The sequence below is a fragment of the Mesorhizobium sp. M1399 genome, from assembly GCF_040317735.1.
GTDB lineage: Bacteria > Pseudomonadota > Alphaproteobacteria > Rhizobiales > Rhizobiaceae > Mesorhizobium.
On record NZ_JAMYKZ010000012.1, the window covers coordinates 255513 to 269911 of the forward strand.

Below are 14399 nucleotides of genomic sequence, written 5' to 3' on the forward strand. Positions count from 1 at the left end.
ATCGTGTCGCATTGGTCAGCAGCGGAGGCTCGTGGTAAAAGTCGCCCGATCCGGAGTTTTGGCGATGAACAAATTCACCCCTGCAAAGCCTGCCGGCGCGCGCAGCGTCGACGAGATCACCGGCAGCCGGCGGCTGCGGCGCATGCGCAAGGCCGATTGGTCGCGCCGCCTTGTCCAGGAGAACCGGCTCTCGGTCGACGATCTGATCTGGCCGATCTTTGTCGTCGACGGCAGACAAGTGCGCGAACCGATCGCCGCCATGCCCGGCGTCTTCCGCCTGTCGCTCGACCTCGCCGTCAAGGAGGCTGAGCGCGCGGCTAAGCTTGGCATTCCGGCGATCGCCACTTTCCCCAATGTCGAGCTCGGCCTGCGCGATCAGACCGGTTCGCACATCCTCGATCCGGAAAACATCATCAACCGCGCCACCCGCGCCATCAAGCGCGCGGTGCCGGAGATCGGCATCATCACCGACGCGGCGCTGGACCCGTTCACCTCGCATGGCCATGACGGCATCTTGCGCGACGGCATTATCGTCAATGATGAAACGGTGGAGCAGGTGACGGCAGCAGCCGTCATCCAGGCGGCGGCAGGGGCCGACATCATCGCCCCCTCGGACATGATGGACGGCCGGATCGGTGCCATCCGCGATGCGCTGGACGCCAATGGGTTTCAGGATGTAGCGATCATGTCCTATGCGACCAAGTTCGCATCCGCCTTTTACGGCCCCTACCGCGAGGCGGTCGGCACCGCCGGCCTGCTCAAGGGCGACAAGAAGACCTATTACATCGATCACGCCAATTCCGACGAAGCGGTGCGCGAGGCCGAGCAGGATCTCGCCGAGGGCGCCGACATGCTGATGGTCAAGCCCGGCCTGCCCTATCTCGACATCATCCGCCGGCTGAAGGACGAGTTGCAGATGCCGACCTTCGCCTATCAAGTGTCGGGCGAATATTCGATGATCAAGGCCGCCGCCGCCAATGGCTGGATCGACGGGGAAAAGGCGATGCTTGAATCGCTGCTGGCCTTCAAGCGCGCCGGCTGCGACGGCATCCTGACCTATTTCGCGCCGGAAGTGGCTGAGATGCTGAAGGGGTGATGCGCCTCCGTAGCGCCCACATCGAGTAACGTTCCTTCGTCCAAAGCGCGACATGGCCACCGCAGGCAATCGCTTCAGGTTTGCGCTGCCCCTCATTGCCCTGCCGGGCATTTCTCCCCGTATAGTGACGGGGAGAAAGACGCGTTCGCAAAAGATTTCGCCAATCTCCAGCGTTGCAAAAACATCGCCGAGGTTGCGGCCAGCCCCTTCGCCCCGTCACTATACGGGGAGAAGGTGCCGGCAGGCGGATGAGGGGCGGCGCCAACATTGAGATTGGTCATTCCAACATGATTTGGAAGCGATTGGCCCCGGCGATTCAAAAAACCGCTTGCAAAATGCAATCAGTTAAGCTACCCGATAACTGCTTGCATCTCACAATTGGTTATCAAGGAGGCTCTCATGTCCAAACTTCGCGTCAGCGCTTTCACCTTGTCGATCGACGGCTTCGGCGCCGGTCCCGACCAAGACCTGAAGAACCCGCTGGGTGTTGGCGGGGAAGCCCTGCACGAATGGATGTTCGGCACCCGCACCTTCCGCAAGATGGTTCTCGGCAAGGATGGCGGGACCACGGACACTGACGAGGCGTTCGCCGCGCGCAGCTTCGAGAATGTCGGCGCCTGGATCCTCGGCCGCAACATGTTCGGGCCGATCCGCGGCGAGTGGCCTGACGAGAGCTGGAAAGGCTGGTGGGGAGACAATCCGCCATACCACGTGCCGGTCTTCGTGCTGACGCACCATCAGCGGGATCCCATTGTCATGGAGGGCGGCACGACCTTCTATTTCGTGACCGACGGCATCCACTCAGCGCTGGAGAAGGCGAAAGCAGCGGCTGACGGCAAGGATGTACGGCTGGGCGGTGGCGTTTCTACGATCCGGCAGTATCTCAAGGAAAAGCTCATCGACGAGATGCATCTGGCGATCTCACCTGTCCTGCTCGGCGCAGGCGAGAGCCTTTTTGCCGGCATCGACATGCCCAAGCTCGGCTACCGCTGCAGCGAGCAGGTCGCGACGCCGAAGGCCACGCATGTCATCATCGAGCGCGCCTAGCTTGTTGCAGGGCGCTGCCCACGGAGGCAGCGCCCCTCCTCGCTGCTTTAGTCAGTATTTCTCCGGCACATACAGTTCGCGTGGCAGCACCTGACGTTCGTATTCGGGATTGAAGACGCGCTCCGGTAGTGTGATCTCCTCGTGCGGCACCTCCTCATAGGGCATTTGCTTGAGGAGATGGTCGATGCAATTCAGCCGCGCCCGCTTCTTGTCGTTGCCCTCGACGATGAACCAGGGAGCTTCCGGGATGTTGGTGCGGGCGAAGGTTTCTTCCTTGGCCTTGGTGTACTGCTCCCAGCGCACGCGCGACTGGAGGTCCATCGGCGACAATTTCCATTGCTTCATCGGGTCGTGGATGCGCATCAAAAAGCGCATCTGCTGCTCCTCATCGGTGATCGAAAACCAGTATTTGACAAGCGTAATGCCTGAGCGGAGGAGCATGCGTTCGAAATCCGGCACGTCGCGAAAGAACTCCTCGACCTGATCCGGCTGGGCAAAGCCCATCACCCGCTCGACGCCGGAGCGGTTGTACCAGGAGCGGTCGAACAGCACGATCTCACCGCCGGCCGGCAAATGCGGAACGTAGCGCTGGAAATACCATTGCGACTTCTCGCGCTCGGTCGGTGCCGGAAGTGCTACGACGCGGCAGATGCGCGGATTAAGCCGCTGGGTGATGCGCTTGATGACGCCACCCTTGCCCGCCGAGTCGCGGCCTTCGAAGACCACGACGAGCTTTTTCTTGTGATAGGCGACCCAGGACTGCAGCTTGATCAATTCGGATTGCAGCGTGATCAGATCGCGAAAATATTGCAGGCGGTCGATCGATGGCGGATGCGCATTCTTATAGATCTTGGCGATCTCCATCGACAGCGCCGGCTCAGAGATTTCCAGCTCATAATCTTCGTCGAGCGTGTCGGCGAGTTCCGCTTCCAGCCAGTCCCTGGCCGGGGAATTCTGTTTTATCTCGGTCATTTGCGCTGCTCCGCTTACAGGCCGTGTCGGCCGCTGTCAGGCGCTCTGCCGCCCGGCCCGGCGGCCGGAAATCGAAGCGCTGAACCGATGTTAGTATAGGCCGGCAATGACGGTTTTATTGCAGCCGCTGTTGCGCTGGCTGCGCGCCCAATCCGTAAGATGTGATCGATGTTGCCCTGCAACACGGGCGACAAGCGGAACGAATTATCCTACAAATGCCCGGTTCATTCAGGGCTGTCGTTTGAAACGCCCTTTCCCGATAAAATCATGAGGATACGACATGGAATACCGCACTCTCGGCCGTTCCGGGCTGAAGGTTTCGACGCTGACCATGGGCACCATGACGTTCGGCGGCGGCGGCGCGTTTTCGGCGGTCGGCAAGACCGACCTCGACGAGGCGCGCCGGATGATCGACCTTTGCATCGATGCGGGCATCAACGTCATCGACACCGCCAACGTTTATTCGAACGGGGTGTCGGAGGAGATCATCGGCGAGGCGCTCTGCGGCAAGCGCAAGGGCGACGTGTTGATCGCCTCCAAGGCGCGCATGCGGATCGGCAAAGGCCCCAATGATGAAGGCCTGTCGCGCTATCATCTGATCCGCGAATGCGAGAGGAGCCTGAAGCGCCTCAGGACCGATGTCATCGACATCTATTTCCTGCATGAGTGGGATGGCCTGACACCGCTCGAGGAAACCATCGCCGCGCTCGACACGCTGGTCGCGCAGGGCAAGGTCCGCTATGTCGGCTGTTCCAATTATTCCGGCTGGCAGGTGATGAAGGGGCTCGGTATCAGTGACCGTCATCACCAGCCGCGCTTCGTCACCCAGCAGATCCACTACACGCTGGAAGCCCGCGAGGCCGAGTATGAATTGTTGCCGATCTCGGTCGACCAAGGGCTCGGCGTGCTGGTCTGGAGCCCGCTCGCCGGCGGATTGCTGTCCGGCAAATACCACCGTGACCAGCCGACCGCCCGCCAGCTCAGTGGCTGGTCGGAACCGCCGATCCGCGACGAGGACCGGCTGTGGCGGATCGTCGACGTGCTGATCGATATCGGCAACAACCACGGCGTGTCGGCGGCGCAGGTGGCGCTTGCCTGGCTGCTTGGCCGGCCCGCCGTCAGTTCGCTGGTGATCGGCGGACGAACCGAAGCGCATTTCAAGGACAATATCGCTGCTGCAAGCCTGGTGCTCGGCGATGAGGAGCGCACACGCCTCGACGTGGTCAGCAGGCCGCCCGTGCTCTATCCCTACTGGCACCAGCAATTCACGGCAAAGGACCGGTTCGGGCCCGCCGATCTCGTCCTCGACCGGGACGGCGCCTGAAAAAACGCCCTGAAGCGGGGCTCCCCGGACTGCGACGAGATATGGAGCCGATCGTGCCTTGCGGTGTTGTGTTTGTGGCCCAATGCTCCTAGGCAAAGGCCAAGCACAATGAAAGGAAACGATATGGCACGAGCACCGAACTACGGTCAGGAACGCAAGGAACGCGACCGGCAGAAGGCTGCCAAGAAGGCGGAAAAGCAGGCTGCCAAAGTCGCGGCCAAGGAGCGCTCGAAGCCCGAGGGCGAAAGCGAGTCCCAAACCAACACCGAAACGGCCGAGTGATGATATCAGGCCTGTCAGGCGGCCCGGGTCTCGATCAAGTCCCCGCTATGCCTCAGGCCGGCGCCTTGTCGCTGACGAAGACGTTCACTTCGCGGGCGGCGGCAATGAAGGCCCGTCTTGCGTTCATGGCCGGCTTGTCGCCGGCCAGCGCATCATGACAGGCTTGCAGCGCTTCGCGGTGCTTGGGGCTGCGCTTGCCGGGCCAATTGTTGAGGAGGTAGTCGGAAGCCTCGCGGGCCGTACGCAAGAGCTGATTGCTTCCCGCCGCGCCCTTGACGGTCACGGGTGTGTCAAATCGGTTGTTTTCCATCGCCGCTCTTACGCCATCGGCATTTGCGAAGCGAGACCGAAAGTAGCTTTCTTCGCTCATCTGCCTTTTTCGTGATCAATGGCCGCCGATCCTCACTCAAGCGACGACGGCAAATCCCCTGGCGCGCAGGCCGCGCCGGTCGTTGCGCAACGACGTCACCAGCCGGTCGCGGCTACCGTCGATATGAGATGAAAGCAGGCAGGCGGCCCCATCGGCATCGCCGGCCCGCACCGCCGACAGAATGGCATGGTGTTCGGCCCAGGCACGGCCAAGCGCTGCCTCGTCGCGAACCTCGAGCCAGCGGGCGCGCGACAGGCGCGTCATCGCATCACGAACCGCTCTGAACAGGAACTCGTTGCCTGACAGGCGCGCCAGCTCGATATGAAAATCCATGCCGACACGATGCCATTCCTCGCGCGGCGTCTGGTCGTCGCAGGAATCGAGCATCGCCTCGATGATTTCGACGGCACCTCTGTCCTGCAAGGCACAAGTCAGCCTGACTGCCGCGACCTCGACCGCCTCGCGATAGACGGCGATCTGCTCCAGCTCGGCAAGATTGATGGGCGAGACCGTCCAGCCGCGGCCGTCGCGGCAGATCAGGCCTTCGGTCTCCAGCCGCAGTAACGCCGCCCTGACCGGCGTGCGCGAGGCGCCGAAGCGGCTTTCGACCCAGCGCTCCGTCAGCCGCTCGCCGGGACCGATCTCGAGCCCGAGGATCATCTCGCGAAGCTGCTTTTCGACGTTCTGCATCTGCGACATTGGCGTTCCGTTTGTTGGAGCCGGTTCATTGGCCCTCTGCTCACCGGCCATTACTGGCGATCACTTTGCAGGGACCGCATTGACAGCGACCAGCCTTGCGTCCATGACGGATACCAGTTTGGTATCCCAAAATGGTATCCGCAGCAACCCAACGACAGCAGTCTCTGACATGCCGCAAGACGCCACCCTCGCCGTGCAAGGCACGCATAACGTCCACTGGCGCCGCAATCTCGCCGTGTGTTTTGCCGGCTCGTTCAGCACGCTCGCAGCGATGACGCTGCTGTTGCCGTTCCTGCCGCTCTACGTCGAACAGCTGGGCGCCGAGGGCCATGCGGCGATCGTGCAGTGGTCGGGCATCGCCTACGGCGCCACTTTCCTTGCTGCCGCGCTGGTCGCACCCCTGTGGGGGCGGTTAGGCGACCGCTACGGCCGCAAACTGATGCTGGTGCGCGCCAGTTTCGGCATGGCGCTGTGCATGTCGCTGACCGGCATGGTGCAGACTGTCTGGCAATTGGTGTTCTTGCGCCTGCTGATCGGCTTTGCCGGCGGCTATTCTTCGGGCTCGACCATCCTGGTTGCCATGCAGACGCCGAAGGATCGCTCCGGCTGGGCGCTGGGCGTGCTGTCGGCCGGAATCACGGCCGGTGCCCTGGTCGGCCCGCTGCTCGGCGGCGCGCTGCCGCCGCTGATTGGCATCCGCGCCACATTCCTGCTCGCCGGCGGCGTCATTTTCCTGGCCTTTCTGGCAACCACCTTGCTGATCAAGGAGGCCCCTCGCCCGGTTGCCGCCAAGGCCGCGTCAGAAGAAAAGGCGAAAGGCGGCTGGTCGCAAATTCCCGACAAGCGCCCCGTCGTCGCCATGCTGGCGACCGGGACGCTGTTGAGTTTCGCCACCATGTCGATCGAGCCGATCATCACCGTCTATGTCCAGCAGCTCATCGAAGATCCGAGCCAGGTCACGCTGGTCTCCGGCATCGTCATGTCGGCGGCAGCGCTCGGCGCCATCCTGTCGGCGTCGCGGCTCGGCAAGCTCGCCGACCGTATCGGCCACTGGAACGTCATCGTTGCCACGCTCGCAGTCTCGGCGCTGCTCCTGATCCCGCAGGCCTTCGTCACGCAAGGCTGGCAGCTCGTCGGCCTGCGTTTCCTGATGGGCCTGGCGCTTGGCGGTCTTTTGCCCTGCATCACCAGCGTCATCCGCCACAATGTGCCTGACGGCGTCGGCGGCAATGTGCTGGGCTTGTCGATCTCGGCGCAATATGTCGGGCAGGTCGCCGGACCGTTGCTCGGCGGCTTCGTTGGTGGCCATTTCGGCATGCGCGCGGTGTTTCTCGGCACATCCGTGCTCATGGCGGGCGGAGCGGCCTATAACTGGCTGGTCCAGTCGCGCCGCGAACGCGACATGCTGGCGGAAGCCGGCAAATCCTGACACGGTTCGCGCAGCGCTATCTCAGGCGGTCGCCAGCAATTACGGAGGCCTGGAAAATGAGCACGGATGAACACGCGGCAGGCGGCCGCATTCTGATATTTGCCGGCGCCCTATGCGGCGCAACCGGCGTGGCGCTTTCGGCGGCGTCGGCGCATCTCGGCGGCGCTTTCGTCGGTACGGCCGCGTCCTTTCTGCTAATGCATGCGCCGGTCTTCCTTGCCGTCGGGCTGCTCGGAGGAAATACCGTTCTGCGAAGCGGAAGCCTCATCCTTCTCGTCGGGCTTCTGCTGTTCTCGGGTGATCTTCTCGCTCGCGACTTCCTTGGCTCGCGGCTGTTCCCGATGTCGGCGCCGATCGGCGGCACCTTGCTGATTGGCGGCTGGCTGGTGATGGCCGCCTCGGCGCTGATGCGCCCGGGCCGCCATTGATGCGGCAACCAATGGCAGCCGCTGCTCTTTCACCAGCCGCGCTCGATCCACGAGCTCTGTCTTGCCAGCTCAGTCTCGCGGACGTTCGAGCCGGACTTGCCCGTCGCGCTTGGTCGTCTTGACCACACGCCGTCGCTCCGGCCGTTCGGTGGCCGGCGAGATGCCCCAATAATTGCGATAGATGTCTTCGAACAGATGCTTGATCGGGTGCATGGCTTAATCTCCTCTTGAATCGATCCAATCAGCAGGCGCAAAAAATACGCTGCCGGTCAGCTCCGCTTGCGTCGTACGAGGAAACGCAGGTCGCGAATCCACGGACCGGTCCTGTCGCGCCGCTTCCGGGCCTCCGCGCTCGAGCGGATGCTCCAGTCGTTCCGGTAAATGTCCTCGAACAGATAATTGATGGGGTGCATGGCACTCTATCCTCTTGTATCGATCTGCGGAAGAAAACGCTCTTGGATCGATTCAAAGAATACGCGCCGCACCATAAATGTCAAGCAAAAATTTGAATCGATCCAAGGAAGGTGTTAGGTAATCGGCGATACTGTTGGACCGGAGTCCCGGAGACAAACAAATGGCATCACTCACCGAAGGCAGCAGGAGGCCCATCCGGCTGGCCGACATCGCCAAAGCCGCGGGCGTATCACACGGCACTGCCTCCAATGTCTTCAGCCGTCCCGAAATCGTGCGCGAGGAAGTCCGCGAGCGGGTCAAGGCGGCGGCCGAGGCGCTGGGCTATGCCGGCCCCGATCCAAAGGGCCGCCTGCTGCGTGCCGGCAAGGTCAATGCGATCGGCGTCGCCACCACCGAGCCGCTGTCCTATTTCTTTGACGACCCCTTTGCCCGCGTGATGATGGCCGGCATTTCGGAGGCCTGCGACGCCACCGGCGCGGGAATTGCTCTGGTGTCGGCTGGCAACGAGGAAAAACTTGCCTGGAACATCCAGAGCGCCCTGGTCGACGGCTTCATCCTGTTCTGCATCGAGGGCGGTCCGCGTCTCGTCGAGCTGACGCGCGAACGAAAGCTGCCCTTCGTTGCGCTCGAGTTCGGCTCGCAGGACGACACGGTCTCGGCGATCAGTATCGACAATGTTGCCGGCGGCCGGCTCGCGGCGCACCATCTGGCGGTACTTGGACATCGCCGCTTCGCCGTGTTGTCGCTGGCCTTCGCCGACGACAGCACCGGTCTTGTCTCGCCCGAGCAGGTCCGGACAGCGTCGTATACCGGAACCCGTGACCGCCTCCTCGGCTATTTCGAAGAGCTTTCCAGGTTCGGTGTCGACACCGCCAAGGTGCCGGTCTACGAGACCGAAAACGACAAGGCGAGCACAAGGGCTGGTCTCGAAACCATCTTCGCCTCGGCGGAACCGCCGACCGCCATCCTGGCGATGTCGGACCGGATCGCAATGGTGGCATTGGAATGGCTCAACGCACGGGGCATCGCGGTTCCCCGCGATGTTTCCGTCGTCGGCTTCGACGGCGTGCCTGAAGCCGCAATTTGCGAGCCTCCGCTCACCACCATCGCCCAGCCGATCGCCGAGATCGGCCGCCGGGCAGCGCGAAGAATCCTCGACTTCGACGGCACGGTGCGGCGAGAAACGCTCGACGTCGAACTTGTCGTCAGGGCATCGTCCGGACCGCCGCCGAGCATAGCTTGAGGCCGGCAGATCGAGCGTCCAGGTTTATCGGTTCGCTTGCGCGGCCATCGGCCCAATTTCAAAGGACGAGCGGGCCGCCTCGTTGCGGATCGGCTTGCCCTTTCCGGACCAGCCGATGGCAGACAGCCACTCCAGATAGAAGGCGAGCGCGAACTGCATGGCGATGCCGGCGGCGAGCAGCAGACTGTCATAGGCAATGCCGCCCGGGTTGATCAGCTTCATCACTTGCGCCGCCATGGCAATCACCGTTCCGGCAATGAAAACCGGCAACGAGCGTTTGCCCAATATGGCGAGCGGATTGTCACGACCGGTGCGGAACAGGTTCGAGACGGAAGGCAAGGCGACGACCAGGTAGCTCATCGCCAGGATGTGCAGCAGTCGCGGCAACGACAGGAATGTCTTGTCGAAACCGGTCAGCACCACCGGCAGGTCGAGCCATGACACATGCCCCCACAGCGGGCTGTGCACCCAGACGAGCGCCGTGAGCACATAGGCGGCGGCGGCGCCGACCAGCCAGAGATTGACCGGGATGGTGCCGCCGCGCCGCACATGCAACACGCTGGCCATGCCGATATTGAACAGCAATTGCCATGACAGCGGATTGAGGAACCAGAACCCGGGCTCCGGGTAGTTCGGTGGCGCGATCTGGTAGATTCCGGCAAGCAGCCAAAGGGCTGCGGATACGGCAAGCGCCGCCAGTGGCCGATAGCTGATGAACAGCAGGAAGGCCGGCGCCATCAACAGCAGCGCTGCATAGACCGGCAGTATGTTGTTGTAACCGAGTTGATGGCCGAGCGTGACGATGCCGACCAGGACTTGTGGCGGGTTTCTGACGAGCGGCTCGATGTTGATCAGCGTCAGAAGGTCCGGCCGTTTCGCAAACACCGCCGCCGCGCAGAAGATAGCCATGACCACCATCGTCGTGACGATGTGGGTGACATAGAGCACGCCGGCGCGGCGCCACATTTTCAGCGTTGCAATCAGCCGGTTTCCCGGCTGGAATTTGGTGCCGTAGGCGAGAGCGACGGACATGCCGGAGATCAGCACGAAGGCCTCGGCCGCATCCGAAAACCCGAAATTCTTGTAGGTCAGGGTTTCGAAAACGGTGCCCGGCACATGGTCGATGAATATGGTCAGGAGGGCGAGAGCCCGGAACACGTCAATACGCGTATCGCGTTCCGGCGAAACTGGCATGGTCATCGATAAAAGGCCTTAAAGCTGGTTGTTCATGCCGGCATGCGACCACCCGGCGCACACTGCTTCGATCCCTCCCGCGGGGATTATATCGGCAAAGAAACGGACTGAAATGCGCCCGGTTCAATCAACTTTCGCGGAGCTTGAAAATATTTCGTTTTGAAGCCGGCAAATTAACGAAAGTAACGCGAAATCAAAAGGATGTGACTATGGCCGAGGAGAGCCTCGAAGACGGTATTTTGCAGGAAAATTCAGGCTTTTTCTACCGGCTCCATCGACCCGCCAATTTACCCGGTGACTGGCTGTTCCTGCAGCATGGATCGGGAGTCGATGAGACGACCTTGCTGCCGCTTGGTCGGCAAATCGCGCCGCATGCGGCGCTGGTTGCGGTCCGTGGCCGCATCCCTCAGGAGGGCGGGTTCCGCTGGTTCACGCGAATCACCCCGACGCGTTTCGAACAGGCGAGCATCCGTGCGGAGGCGGACGCATTCGCGGGCTTCGTCGACGGCATCGCGAAGCGCCACCGCTTCGATCTCAGCCGCGCGACCTTTGTCGGTTATTCGAACGGCGCCAATCTGGTCTCAAGCGTCATGCTGCTGCATCCGGGCCTGATCGAGCGCGCCGCATTGCTGCGTTCGATGCCGGTGCTTGACGAGGTGCCGCCGGCCGACCTGTCGAAGGCGCGGGCGTTGATCATCGCCGGCGCCGCCGACCTGACCTATGCGCCATTCGCGCCGGTGTTGGCCGCCCTGCTGAGTTCGCATGGCGCCAAGGTCGAGACCCAAACCATTGCCTCCGGCCATGAAATCGGCGATCCGGACGCCGAGATCGTCAGGCAATGGCTGGCGGATCCTGCGGTCGCCGTTGCAACGTCAGATCGATGAGCCTCGAAGCTATCCTCGCCCCATGCGGTTCCAGGCGTCCAGCCCGGCGATCTTGTAGGCTTCGGCCAGCGTCGGATAGTTGAAGGTGTTGTTGACGAAGAAGTCGACGGTGCCGCCGAGATTGATGACCGCCTGGCCAATGTGGATGAGTTCGGTCGCGCCCTCGCCGACGATATGGGCGCCGAGCAGACGGCGTGTTTCGATCGAGAACAGAAGCTTCAGGAAGCCGGTATTGACGCCCATGATGTGGCCGCGCGATGTCTCGCGAAACCGCGCCACGCCGACCTCGTAGGCAGCACCACTCTCGCGCACCTGCTCCTCCGACTGGCCGACGGTGGAGATTTCCGGCACGGCGTAGATGCCGTAGGGAAAGGTTTCGGGCGGCGGCGGCAAGGGCACGCCGAACGCATGGCAGGCGGCCACCCTGCCCTGTTCCATCGAGGTCGAGGCCAGGCTCGGAAAACCGATGACGTCGCCGGCGGCATAGATGTTGGGCGCGCTGGTCCGGAAGGTCTGCGGATCGACCTTGATGCGGCCCCTGGAATCGGACTCGATGCCGACCGCTTCCAAGCCCAGGCTGCCGACATTGCCGGTACGCCCGGCAGCATAAAGCACCATCTCGGAACGTATGGTGCGGCCGTCTGCCAGCATCACCTCGGCATAATCGGGTTTGGAGGCGATCTCCTTGACGGCGCTGCCCAAGCGGATGGTCATGCCGCGGTCGCGCATCTGATGGATGAAGTCGTCGACGATCTCGCGGTCGACGAAATCCAACATGGTATTGCGCGGCTCGACCAGCGTCACCGGAACGTCGAGCGCGGAAAAGATCGTCGCATATTCGACGCCGATGACGCCGGCGCCGATCACCGTCAGCGTGCGCGGCAGCCGGTCGAGCTCCAGCATCTCGTCGCTGTCGAAAATCCGTGTTTTGTCGAACGGCACGTCGCGCGGCCGGTGCGGCCGGGTGCCGACCGCGATCAGTGCATGGGCGAAGCCAACCTCGCTGTAGTCGCCGGTGTCGGTGGTCAGGCTGACCTTATTGGGGCCGAGGAATTTTGCCGCGGCGCGAGCGCTCTTGACCGTGTTGCGCATGAACTGGTGCTGCAGCACCTCGACCTCATGGTCGAGCGTCTTGTGCAGGCGCTCGACCAGATCGCCGACCGAAATGTCCTGCTTGACCCGGTAGCCGCGTCCATAAAAGCCGCGCTCACGCCAGCCGGAGAGGTTGAGCACCGTCTCGCGCAACGTCTTCGACGGTATGGTGCCAGTGTGTACCGACACGCCGCCGAGACGCCGGCCCCTGTCGACCACCAGCACCGACTTGCCGAGCTTGGCCGACTGCACCGCGGCGCGGCGCCCGGATGGGCCGCTGCCGATGACCAGCATGTCGTAGTCCATGTCGCCCCGTCCCCTCGGCTCGGCACCTTTTGTTGCGCCGCAGCAAGCTAACGCTATCCGCGCCATGAATTCAACAAGTCAGACGGCGCCGGGCACTCCGTCACCATCTACGGTGGCGAATGGTTCGATCTTGATTCCACCGCGAACCTTCACCATTTCATCAATACGCGGCCCGTGCATTAACCCGGGTTCGATTACGAGGAAATGACATGAACGCTCGCGTTCTCGACGGCGAAATCATCACCAGCAGGCTCGAAGACGTCCGCGCCTATGAGGGCGTGCGCACGCGGCGCATTCTCGCCTTCGTCATCGATTATTTCATCGTCGCGCTGCTCACCATTCCTTTCGCGATCCTGGTGTTCTTGTTTGGGCTGTTGACGCTCGGCCTCGGCTGGATGCTGTTTTCCATTCTCGTGCCGGCCGTCGCCATCCTCTACATCTGGAACACGCTCGGCAGTAAAGATCAGGCCACCGCTGGCATGAAGATGATGGGCATCCGGCTCGACCGGCTCGACGGCAGCCGCATCGACGGGTTGACTGCCGTCGTCCATTCGGTGTTGTTTTGGGCCGGCAATGTCATCCTCTCGCCGCTGGTCCTGCTGGTGAGCCTGTTTTCCGACCGCAAGCGCATGCTGCACGACCTGCTGCTCGGCACGGTCGTCAGCCGCAGCGGCCGCTGAGCGGCTTTGAAGCGCGGCCGCGGCCTTTGCGCGCAAAAGTGAAGACGTCCAATCACCCAGGCTTTCACAATCCTGTTGAATTTTTCGGCGTCCGCGCCAAAGGTAGAGCGATTCGCAGGAGTGTTTCCAAGGCTCGATGACGCAGCACCCGACCCAGTCGCCACAGTTCTTTCTGACCGCGCCCTCGCCGTGTCCCTATCTCGAGGGGCAGTTCGAGCGCAAGGTGTTCACTCACCTGGTCGGCGACAAGGCCCCCGAGATGAACGATCTGTTGACGCAGGGCGGTTTCAGGCGGTCGCAGAACATCGCCTACAGGCCGGCCTGCGAGACCTGCCGCGCCTGCGTGTCGGTGCGCATCCTGGCGCAGGAATTCACCGCCAGCCGCAACATGAAACGCGTCATACAGCATAATTCGGATCTGGTCGGCGCCATGCACGACGCCGAACCCTCCACCGAGCAGTATTCGCTGTTCCGCAGCTATCTCGACGCCCGCCACCGCCGTGGCGGCATGTCCGACATGACCGTGCTCGACTACGCCATGATGGTCGAGGATACCCATGTCGACACCAAGGTCATCGAATACCGTCGCCGCGGACCTGATAGCTTCATCACCGGCAAGGGCCAGGGCGAACTGATCGCCGTGGCCCTCACCGACAAGATGGCCGATGGCCTGTCGATGGTCTATTCCTACTTCAACCCGGACTTCGAGGACCGTTCCCTCGGCACCTTCATGATCCTCGACCACATCGCCCGCGCCAGGGCGATGGGGCTGCCCCATGTCTACCTGGGCTACTGGGTCAACGGCTCGCGCAAGATGAATTATAAGATGCGCTTCCAGCCGCAGGAGCATCTCGGCCCGAAAGGCTGGGAACGCTACAATCACGAAGCGGTTTCGCGCTGATTTCCGCTTTCGGTATTCACCCTTAAATTGTTTCGAGG

At 62.4% G+C, this 14399-nt stretch carries 17 protein-coding genes; 10 read left to right on the plus strand and 7 right to left on the minus strand.

What is annotated here, in order from left to right; all coding sequences use genetic code 11:
• Positions 1–64: 64 nt before the first annotated feature.
• The gene (hemB, locus tag NKH05_RS22655) at positions 65–1096 is read left to right on the plus strand and encodes a porphobilinogen synthase (RefSeq protein ID WP_023717267.1); all 1032 of its coding nucleotides are present in this window, start codon (positions 65–67) and stop codon (positions 1094–1096) included.
• 399 nt (positions 1097–1495) lie between these two features.
• Positions 1496–2143 carry a dihydrofolate reductase family protein gene (locus NKH05_RS22660; RefSeq protein ID WP_023717266.1) on the plus strand — a complete coding sequence of 216 codons (648 nt, stop codon included), beginning with the start codon at positions 1496–1498 and terminating at the stop codon, positions 2141–2143.
• Positions 2144–2194: 51 nt separating this feature from the next.
• Here the strand turns inward: NKH05_RS22660 and ppk2 are convergent, their stop codons facing one another.
• Complete coding sequence (ppk2, locus tag NKH05_RS22665; RefSeq protein WP_023717265.1) at positions 2195–3115, minus strand: polyphosphate kinase 2; 921 nt, start codon at positions 3113–3115, stop codon at positions 2195–2197.
• A gap of 280 nt (positions 3116–3395) precedes the next feature.
• On the opposite strand from ppk2, the gene NKH05_RS22670 reads away from it, so the two are divergent.
• Positions 3396–4439 (plus strand): aldo/keto reductase, encoded by a 1044-nt coding sequence (locus NKH05_RS22670; protein ID WP_352856122.1) that lies wholly within the window; start codon positions 3396–3398, stop codon positions 4437–4439.
• Between the two features lie 123 nt (positions 4440–4562).
• Positions 4563–4721 (plus strand): hypothetical protein, encoded by a 159-nt coding sequence (locus NKH05_RS22675; protein WP_292656176.1) that lies wholly within the window; start codon positions 4563–4565, stop codon positions 4719–4721.
• A gap of 52 nt (positions 4722–4773) precedes the next feature.
• Here the strand turns inward: NKH05_RS22675 and NKH05_RS22680 are convergent, their stop codons facing one another.
• Positions 4774–5031 (minus strand): DUF982 domain-containing protein, encoded by a 258-nt coding sequence (locus tag NKH05_RS22680; protein ID WP_023674477.1) that lies wholly within the window; start codon positions 5029–5031, stop codon positions 4774–4776.
• 96 nt (positions 5032–5127) lie between these two features.
• Positions 5128–5790, minus strand: a complete 663-nt coding sequence (locus tag NKH05_RS22685; protein WP_352856124.1) for a GntR family transcriptional regulator — start codon at positions 5788–5790, stop codon at positions 5128–5130.
• Positions 5791–5959: 169 nt separating this feature from the next.
• Between NKH05_RS22685 and NKH05_RS22690 the strand changes: the two genes are divergently transcribed.
• Entirely contained in the window at positions 5960–7219 is a 1260-nt protein-coding gene (locus tag NKH05_RS22690; protein ID WP_353026095.1) for a multidrug efflux MFS transporter, read from the plus strand.
• A 56-nt stretch (positions 7220–7275) separates the two neighbouring features.
• Positions 7276–7647, plus strand: a complete 372-nt coding sequence (locus NKH05_RS22695; RefSeq protein ID WP_353026097.1) for a DUF423 domain-containing protein — start codon at positions 7276–7278, stop codon at positions 7645–7647.
• Between the two features lie 69 nt (positions 7648–7716).
• Here NKH05_RS22695 and NKH05_RS22700 read toward each other — a convergent pair whose 3' ends face one another.
• Together NKH05_RS22700 and NKH05_RS22705 are read right to left on the minus strand one after the other, a co-directional pair.
• Positions 7717–7860 (minus strand): hypothetical protein, encoded by a 144-nt coding sequence (locus tag NKH05_RS22700; protein ID WP_353026099.1) that lies wholly within the window; start codon positions 7858–7860, stop codon positions 7717–7719.
• Between the two features lie 56 nt (positions 7861–7916).
• Positions 7917–8060: a hypothetical protein gene (locus NKH05_RS22705; protein WP_353026101.1), complete on the minus strand. Its 144-nt coding sequence runs from the start codon at positions 8058–8060 to the stop codon at positions 7917–7919.
• Between the two features lie 161 nt (positions 8061–8221).
• On the opposite strand from NKH05_RS22705, the gene NKH05_RS22710 reads away from it, so the two are divergent.
• A complete protein-coding gene (locus NKH05_RS22710) occupies positions 8222–9304 on the plus strand; it encodes a LacI family DNA-binding transcriptional regulator (RefSeq protein ID WP_352640053.1) in 1083 nt (360 codons plus the stop codon).
• A gap of 24 nt (positions 9305–9328) precedes the next feature.
• Here the strand turns inward: NKH05_RS22710 and NKH05_RS22715 are convergent, their stop codons facing one another.
• Entirely contained in the window at positions 9329–10504 is a 1176-nt protein-coding gene (locus NKH05_RS22715; RefSeq protein ID WP_353026102.1) for an OpgC family protein, read from the minus strand.
• A 203-nt stretch (positions 10505–10707) separates the two neighbouring features.
• Here NKH05_RS22715 and NKH05_RS22720 point away from each other — a divergent pair, with 203 nt between their 5' ends.
• Complete coding sequence (locus NKH05_RS22720) at positions 10708–11382, plus strand: alpha/beta hydrolase (protein ID WP_353026104.1); 675 nt, start codon at positions 10708–10710, stop codon at positions 11380–11382.
• A gap of 9 nt (positions 11383–11391) precedes the next feature.
• Here the strand turns inward: NKH05_RS22720 and sthA are convergent, their stop codons facing one another.
• A complete protein-coding gene (sthA, locus tag NKH05_RS22725; protein ID WP_353026106.1) occupies positions 11392–12780 on the minus strand; it encodes a Si-specific NAD(P)(+) transhydrogenase in 1389 nt (462 codons plus the stop codon).
• A 209-nt stretch (positions 12781–12989) separates the two neighbouring features.
• On the opposite strand from sthA, the gene NKH05_RS22730 reads away from it, so the two are divergent.
• The gene (locus tag NKH05_RS22730) at positions 12990–13460 is read left to right on the plus strand and encodes an RDD family protein (RefSeq protein WP_023717253.1); all 471 of its coding nucleotides are present in this window, start codon (positions 12990–12992) and stop codon (positions 13458–13460) included.
• Between the two features lie 136 nt (positions 13461–13596).
• The gene (locus NKH05_RS22735; protein WP_023717252.1) at positions 13597–14361 is read left to right on the plus strand and encodes an arginyltransferase; all 765 of its coding nucleotides are present in this window, start codon (positions 13597–13599) and stop codon (positions 14359–14361) included.
• Positions 14362–14399 lie beyond the last annotated feature (38 nt).

Bases quoted from the DNA above. Each gene is read 5' to 3' on its own strand.
- hemB (WP_023717267.1), top strand. From the start codon at position 65: ATGAACAAATTCACCCCTGCAAAGCCTGCCGGCGCGCGCAGCGTCGAC.
- NKH05_RS22660 (WP_023717266.1), top strand. From the start codon at position 1,496: ATGTCCAAACTTCGCGTCAGCGCTTTCACCTTGTCGATCGACGGCTTC.
- ppk2 (WP_023717265.1), bottom strand. From the start codon at position 3,115: ATGACCGAGATAAAACAGAATTCCCCGGCCAGGGACTGGCTGGAAGCG.
- NKH05_RS22670 (WP_352856122.1), top strand. From the start codon at position 3,396: ATGGAATACCGCACTCTCGGCCGTTCCGGGCTGAAGGTTTCGACGCTG.
- NKH05_RS22675 (WP_292656176.1), top strand. From the start codon at position 4,563: ATGGCACGAGCACCGAACTACGGTCAGGAACGCAAGGAACGCGACCGG.
- NKH05_RS22680 (WP_023674477.1), bottom strand. From the start codon at position 5,031: ATGGAAAACAACCGATTTGACACACCCGTGACCGTCAAGGGCGCGGCG.
- NKH05_RS22685 (WP_352856124.1), bottom strand. From the start codon at position 5,790: ATGTCGCAGATGCAGAACGTCGAAAAGCAGCTTCGCGAGATGATCCTC.
- NKH05_RS22690 (WP_353026095.1), top strand. From the start codon at position 5,960: ATGCCGCAAGACGCCACCCTCGCCGTGCAAGGCACGCATAACGTCCAC.
- NKH05_RS22695 (WP_353026097.1), top strand. From the start codon at position 7,276: ATGAGCACGGATGAACACGCGGCAGGCGGCCGCATTCTGATATTTGCC.
- NKH05_RS22700 (WP_353026099.1), bottom strand. From the start codon at position 7,860: ATGCACCCGATCAAGCATCTGTTCGAAGACATCTATCGCAATTATTGG.
- NKH05_RS22705 (WP_353026101.1), bottom strand. From the start codon at position 8,060: ATGCACCCCATCAATTATCTGTTCGAGGACATTTACCGGAACGACTGG.
- NKH05_RS22710 (WP_352640053.1), top strand. From the start codon at position 8,222: ATGGCATCACTCACCGAAGGCAGCAGGAGGCCCATCCGGCTGGCCGAC.
- NKH05_RS22715 (WP_353026102.1), bottom strand. From the start codon at position 10,504: ATGACCATGCCAGTTTCGCCGGAACGCGATACGCGTATTGACGTGTTC.
- NKH05_RS22720 (WP_353026104.1), top strand. From the start codon at position 10,708: ATGGCCGAGGAGAGCCTCGAAGACGGTATTTTGCAGGAAAATTCAGGC.
- sthA (WP_353026106.1), bottom strand. From the start codon at position 12,780: ATGGACTACGACATGCTGGTCATCGGCAGCGGCCCATCCGGGCGCCGC.
- NKH05_RS22730 (WP_023717253.1), top strand. From the start codon at position 12,990: ATGAACGCTCGCGTTCTCGACGGCGAAATCATCACCAGCAGGCTCGAA.
- NKH05_RS22735 (WP_023717252.1), top strand. From the start codon at position 13,597: ATGACGCAGCACCCGACCCAGTCGCCACAGTTCTTTCTGACCGCGCCC.